Source organism: Micromonospora sp. NPDC023633, from assembly GCF_040640035.1.
Lineage (GTDB): Bacteria > Actinomycetota > Actinomycetes > Mycobacteriales > Micromonosporaceae > Micromonospora.
This window is the reverse complement of record NZ_JBFABB010000019.1, coordinates 73,880-80,305: the sequence shown is the minus strand read 5'-3', so window position 1 is coordinate 80,305 and position 6,426 is coordinate 73,880. Positions and strand designations below refer to the sequence as shown.

Below are 6,426 nucleotides of genomic sequence, written 5' to 3'. Positions count from 1 at the left end.
CTCCCGCCGGCACCGCTCGACCCGCCCGCGCCGGACCCGGCGGCCGAGCCGGCGTCCCGCCGCAGCGGGGAGCGCCCGTCGGAACGGGCCGGCCGGGAGGTGGCGCCGCCGCGGCAACGCTCCGCCGGCCGGCGCGACCGGCCCACCAAGCCCGTCCGGGTCAAGGCACCGAAGATCAAGTTCGGGGACCGGGACCCGGCGGTCGAGCTGGCCATCACCGAGATCGCCGGCCACCTCACCTTCACCCCCAACACCGTCACCGCCTGGTACTGGCTGCCGGAGGTGCGCTGGGCGTTCCGGCCGGACGCCGAACGGGAGGCGCTGCTCTCGGCGATCTCCGAGCAGTACGCCGGGCTGGCCGGCTTCCGGCTGCACCTGCGGCGCACCACCCGGCCCTTCCCGGCCGACGAGTGGGCCCGCACCATCGACGCGCACACCCACGCCCCGCTGCCCGACGTCCCCGGCACCGCCGGCTGGGGCGACCACCTGGTGGCCGCGCAGCGGCACCTGCTCTCGGTCAACCACGCCGAGGGGCAGACCTACCTCGGCGTCACCTTCGCCCGGCGGTCCCTCGGCGACTCGCTCACCGAGCGGCTGCTGCGCACCTTCGGCCGGGGCGTGGCCGAGGGCGAACGCCGCAAGCTCGGCCGCACCGTCGAGCAGTTCGACGAGGTGCTGGGCGCGTTCGGCATGCGTGGCCGGCGGGTCACCGCGCAGGAACTGGAGTGGCTGCTCTACCGCTCGGTGGCGCTCTGCATGGCGCCGCCCGGGCAGCTCTCCCCGCTCACCGACGGCCGGTGGGAGCGCGGCGACCTGCTCGCCCTCACCGAGCAGGTCGAGCGCTACCGCACCCCGTACGGCTCCACCGTCAAGCTGGTCAACCGGATGACCGGCGAGGAACGGCACGTCGCCGTGCTGGCGGTCGGCCGGATGGAGCCGCTGGAGATCCCCGAGCGGCACGAGCCCTGGCTGCACTTCCACGAGCGGCTGCCGTGGCCGATGGAGCTCTCCACCCGCGTCGACATCCTCGGCTCGGGCGACTCCTTCCGTAACCTGGAGCACCGGCTGCGGATGATCCGCTCCCAGCAGCTCGACTACGCGGAACACGGCATCGACGCCCCGCCCGAGCTGGAGCGGCTGGCCAAGCGGGCCCTGGTGATCGGCGACGAGATGACCACCGGGCTGCCCGTCGACTCCGCCCGCGCGCACGGCTGGCACCGCATCGCCGTCGGCGGTCGCAACCGCGAGGAGTGCCTGGAGCGGGCCCGCCGGCTGATCCAGCTCTACTCCCGCGAGCTGCGGATCTCGCTGCAACACCCGAAGAACCAGGACTGGCTGGCCCGCGAGTTCATTCCCGGCGAGCCGATCGCCAACACCGGCTACGTCCGGCGGATGCCGGTCAACCTGCTCGCCGCCGCGCTCCCCCAGGCCGCCTCCACCGTCGGCGACCGGCGCGGCGACCTCATCGGGCGCACCGCCGGCACCTGCCGCCGGCCGGTCTTCCTCGACCTGCACTTCCCGATGGAGGTACGCGAACGCTCCGGGCTCGCCGTCTTCGTCGCCGAGCCGGGCGGCGGCAAGTCCACCCTGCTCGGCGCGCTCGGCTACCTCGCGGCCCGACGCGGGGTCCAGGTAACGCTGCTCGACCCGTCCGGCCCGCTCGCCCGGCTCTGCGCCATGCCGGAACTGCGGCCGTACGCGCGGGTGCTGAACCTGACCGGCTCCGAGCACGGCACCCTGGCCCCTTACTCGCTCATCCCGACGCCGCTGCGCAGCGAGTTCGGCACCGGAGCCTCGGGTGACCGGGAGTTCGAGATCGCGGTCTCCAACGCGCGCGCCGAGCGGCGGATGCTGGTGCAGGACATCTGCATGATGCTGGTGCCCCCGCAGGTCGCCCGGGAGGCGTCCACCGCCACCCTCTTCCGGCACGCCGTACGCCAGGTGCCGGCTGAGGAGACCTCCACCCTGGACGACGTGGTCGCGTGCCTCAGCCAGCTCGACGACGACGCCGGCAAGGAACTGGCCAACCTGCTGCTGGACACCGCCGAGATGCCGCTGGCCATGCTCTTCTTCGGCCGGCCGCCGGAGGGACTGCTCGGCGCCGACGCCGCGCTCACCGTGATCACCATGGCCGGGCTGCGACTGCCCGACCTGAAGATCGAGCGGGAATACTGGTCCGCCGAGGAGTCGCTGGCCCTGCCGATGCTGCACACCGCGCACCGGCTCGCCGTACGCCGTTGCTACGGCGGCTCGATGTCGTCGCGGAAGCTGGTCGGCCTGGACGAGGCGCACTTCATGGAGGGGTGGCGCTCCGGGCGGTCCTTCCTGGTCCGGCTCGCGCGCGACTCCCGCAAGTGGAACCTCGCCGCGCTGGTGGCCTCGCAGAACCCGCGCGACATCCTCGGCCTCGACGTGCAGAACCTGGTCTCCACCGTCTTCGTCGGCCGGATCGCCGAGGACGCGGAGATCGCCTCCGAAGCGCTTCGCCTGCTGCGGGTGCCAGTCAACGACGGCTACGAGGCGACCCTCGCCTCCCTCTCCACCGCCGACGCCACCAGCGCGACCCGGCTCGGCTTCCGCGAGTTCGTCATGCGGGACGTCGACGGCCGGGTGCAGAAGGTGCGGGTCGACGTCTCGTACGTCGACGGGCTTCTGGACCACCTCGACACCACCCCCGCCGCGATCGCCGCGGCGGCCGGGGTGCTACCGGCCATCCTGCCGAACATGGAGGCGTGACATGGCGCGGGCCCGGGCACGGTTGGCGGCGTTCCTGCTCGCGCTCGGCGTACTCGCCGGGGCCACCATCGGCTGGCCGGCCGTGGGCGCCACAGCGGCCGCCCCCGCGCCGCTGACGGCCCAGGCGAGGGCCGACCTCTGCACCACCCCGGAGTGGCAGGCCGACTTCCGCACCTGCGTCGGCAAGCTCAAGGAAGTATCTGCGGCCCGGGCGGAATGCCTTGAGCCACCAACGCCGGGAGCTCCTGATGCGGGTCTGGCCGGCTGGTTCGCCAGCTCTCCACCGGAATCCTCCACGGGCATCACCGGCAGATACAGCCTCTACGGATACGCCGGGTACAGCTACACGACATACGACATCGGTTGCGCCTCAACCGTGCTCCACCCGGACTACAAGTTCACCACCACTGTCGCCAACGGCGAGTTCATGATCGCCACTGCGGTGATCGGCGCTTCCAACGCACTGCGGGAACGTGCCTGGGATCCGCGCTCGATGTGGGGCTGGGCCGACCCGCTGGTGGACCAGGCGACGAAGGCCGTCTACCAAAAGGTGTTCAGCGTCTTCGGCATCGTCACGCTCTGCGTGGTCGGCCTGTACCTACTCTGGCGCTCCCGCCAGTCCGACATGAGCAACGCGATGACCACGGCGGGCTGGGCGCTGCTGGTGATGGTGGCGGTGACCGCCCTGGCCGCCTGGCCGGTCAAGTCGGCCAACATCGCCGACGGCACCCTCGTCACCACCCTGGGCGTGGTGCACGACGCGGTCGGACCACAGGTAAAGGAACCTGCGCCAGGTCGGTGCATCGACCCTAATCCGGAACGCTGTAAGGACAACCGTCCACCCGCCGTCCGAGCCAGCGACACCGCTACCGAATCCATGCTGTACCGGAACTGGCTGCGGGGAGTCCTTGGGTCGGCGGACAGCGAAACCGCCAAGAAGTACGGCCCGGCTCTGTACGACGCGCGGTCGCTGACCTGGGGAGAGGCGCAGTCGATGCGCGCCAATCCGGCGACGCGTCAGGCCACGATCGAGGCGAAGCAGCAGCAGTGGATGAAGGTGGCTGAGCAGATCAAGGAAGAGGACCCGGAGGCGTACGAGTACCTCCAGGGCGTCCGGGACATGGACCGGGTGGGCGCCGGGTTCATCGCGGTGCTGGCCGCCGTGCTCTTCGCGATGTTCGACCTGACCGCCTCGCTGCTGGTGCTGCTGGGCTTCCTGATCTTCCGCTGGGCGGTGATCGCCGCGCCGATCCTCGGCACCGTGGGCCTGATGCGCCCGGCCAGCGCCGGGCTGCGGCGGTTGGCGAACGCGGTGGTCGCCGCCGTCTTCAACATCGCCATCTTCGGCACCGGTGCCGCCATCTATCTCTTCGCGGTCGACCTCATCATGAGCACGCCGACCCTGCCCGGCTGGCTCCAGGTGGTGCTGGTCTGGCTCTGCGGTGTGGTCGGCTGGCTGCTGCTGCGCCCCTACCGGCGGATCACCCAGCTCGGCGGCAAGGACAGCAGCGAGGCGGTCAGCTCGGCCGGTTCGTGGCACCGACGCTTCTTCCGGGACATGCGCACGGCCGCCCGACTCGACGTCGCGGAACCCGGCGGCACGGCCGAGCCGGCGATGGGCCGGCGTCGTGGCGTCGTGGCGGAGCAGCCCACCCTGCGGCCCGAGGCCAGGCGGGAGGATCCGGCGCACGCGCGTTCGGGTCAGCAGGGGCGGCAGGCGGCCACCACCGGCGGGGAGGAGCGGCAGCGGCCCGACGGCCGCGAGCAGGCCGCCGAGGAGGCGACGCCGGCCGAGGAGCGGGGCACCTCCCGCCCGGTCGCGCCCAAACCCCGGCGACGGCAGCCGGCCACCTGGACGGAGCCGGACGTGCCGGACGAGAACCCCTCGTTCGTCATCTACCGGCCCGGGTCGGTGGAACGTGAGCCTGACCGGCCCACTCCGCGGATCCGCACCGAGGCTCGGTGAGTGCGGTGCGACGGGCGGTCGAATTCCTGGTCACCCGGGTGCTCCGATCCCGGATCGGCATCGCGGTCGGCATCGCCGTCCTCGTGTTCGGGATCATCGGAGCGGCACGGCTGGTGTCCGGTCCCGGCGATCCCACCTCCGGGCTCAGCAACCGCCCGAGCCGGCCGATCACCACGGTCGCCCCGACCGCCGGTGACGACGGGGCGTTCTCGACAGGCGCTCCTCCCTCCCCGGTCACCCGCCCCGGCGACCTCACGCCGGAGCAGACGGCCGAACGCTTCGTCGCCGCCTGGCTCGGCAAGCCAGGCATCACGGCAGAGCGGTGGCAGGAGGGCCTACGGCCCCTGTCGACCCCGGCGCTGACCGACAAGCTGGCCGGCGCCGACCCGTCCGGGGTACCGGCCGGGCAGGTGGACGGCGACGTCACGCTCCGGCCCCGGGCCGAGAACTTCGTCGAGGTGTTGGTCCCGCTCGACACGGGACGACTCCGCCTCGAACTGGTGGCGCCCGACGGGCGGTGGCTGGTGGACGCGGTGGACTGGGAGCAGGAATGAGCGACGAGACCCGACCCCGCCGTCGGCAGCTCCGGCTCGGCGCGCTGGCCGCCGCGTTGACGGCGACGCTCGCCCTGCTCTGCTGCACCGGCGGCGCGGGTGCCTTCTTCCTCACGGAACTGGGCGGCGAGTCCGGCGCCGGCATGACATTGGCCAGCCAGGATTGCAAGGAGGATTCCCAGGTAAACGTTGTGGGCGACATGCCTCGGATATCTCAGTACGGCGAACGTCAGCTCCGTAACGCCGCGAGGATCATCAAGGTGGGGCAGGAGATGAAGGTGCCGCCCCGCGGATGGGTGATCGCTGTGGCGACGGCCATGCAGGAGTCGAGACTTCTCAATCTGGCGAACCGGACGGTCGCTGAGTCCGAGAACCTACCCAATGAAGGCATCGGCGCTGACCACGACTCCGTCGGTCTCTTCCAGCAGCGAGCCGGCTGGGGCAGCGTGTCGCAGCGAATGCGGCCGGAGTACGCCGCCCGGAAGTTCTACGAAAAGCTGGTCAAGGTGCCCGGCTGGGAGACGATGCCGCTGACCCGGGCCGCTCAGGCCGTGCAGATCAGCGCCTTCCCCGACGCGTACGCCAAGCACGAGGACGTGGCCGCCCGGATCGTCAACGCGCTGGCCGGCGGGGCCGCTCGGATCGCGCTGGTCGACGGAAAGCGGGAGTGCGATCGCGCCGCCGGAGGGCAGATCGCCGCCTCGGGCTGGACGGCTCCCATACCTGGCGGCGTCGGCTCGGGCTTCCGCACCGCGAGCCGACCCGGGCACAACGGGGTCGACATCGCCGCCCCGAAGGGCACCGACATCCGGGTCGCCGCCACCGGACGCGTCCTGGTGTCCCGCTGCGACCCGGACAATCGGAACCGGCTCACGTGCAACGTCGACGGCTGGCCGAACAAGGGGGGCTGCGGCTGGTTCGTCGACGTCCTGCACGCCGGCGGCTTCATCACCCGCTACTGCCACATGGTGAGCAAGCCGCGGGTCAAGGTGGGCCAGCTCGTCGAGGCCGGCGCGGTCATCGGGGAAGTGGGCAGCAGCGGCAACTCCTCTGGCCCCCACCTGCACTTCGAGGTACACGAGGACGAGGACCGGAGCAGCCGCGGCGCCATCGATCCGGTGCCGTTCATGCGGTCGCGCGGCGCGCCGCTCAAGGGCGTCGGATGAGACG

At 72.0% G+C, this 6,426-nt stretch carries 4 protein-coding genes; all 4 read left to right on the top strand.

The features are described 5' to 3' along the window. The coding region (locus AB0G13_RS08895; RefSeq protein WP_357871016.1) for an ATP-binding protein at window positions 1-2,736 on the top strand (2,736 nt) is incomplete at its 5' end. A 1-nt stretch (window position 2,737) separates the two neighbouring features. Then, on the top strand, window positions 2,738-4,702 hold the full coding sequence (locus tag AB0G13_RS08890; protein WP_357871013.1) for an MFS transporter: 1,965 nt from the start codon (window positions 2,738-2,740) through the stop codon (window positions 4,700-4,702). Next, window positions 4,699-5,256, top strand: a complete 558-nt coding sequence (locus AB0G13_RS08885; RefSeq protein ID WP_357871010.1) for a hypothetical protein — start codon at window positions 4,699-4,701, stop codon at window positions 5,254-5,256. The genes AB0G13_RS08890 and AB0G13_RS08885 overlap by 4 nt, the downstream gene beginning before the upstream one ends. Beyond that, entirely contained in the window at window positions 5,253-6,422 is a 1,170-nt protein-coding gene (locus tag AB0G13_RS08880; RefSeq protein ID WP_357871007.1) for a M23 family metallopeptidase, read from the top strand. The genes AB0G13_RS08885 and AB0G13_RS08880 overlap by 4 nt, the downstream gene beginning before the upstream one ends. The last annotated feature ends 4 nt before the right edge of the window (window positions 6,423-6,426 follow it).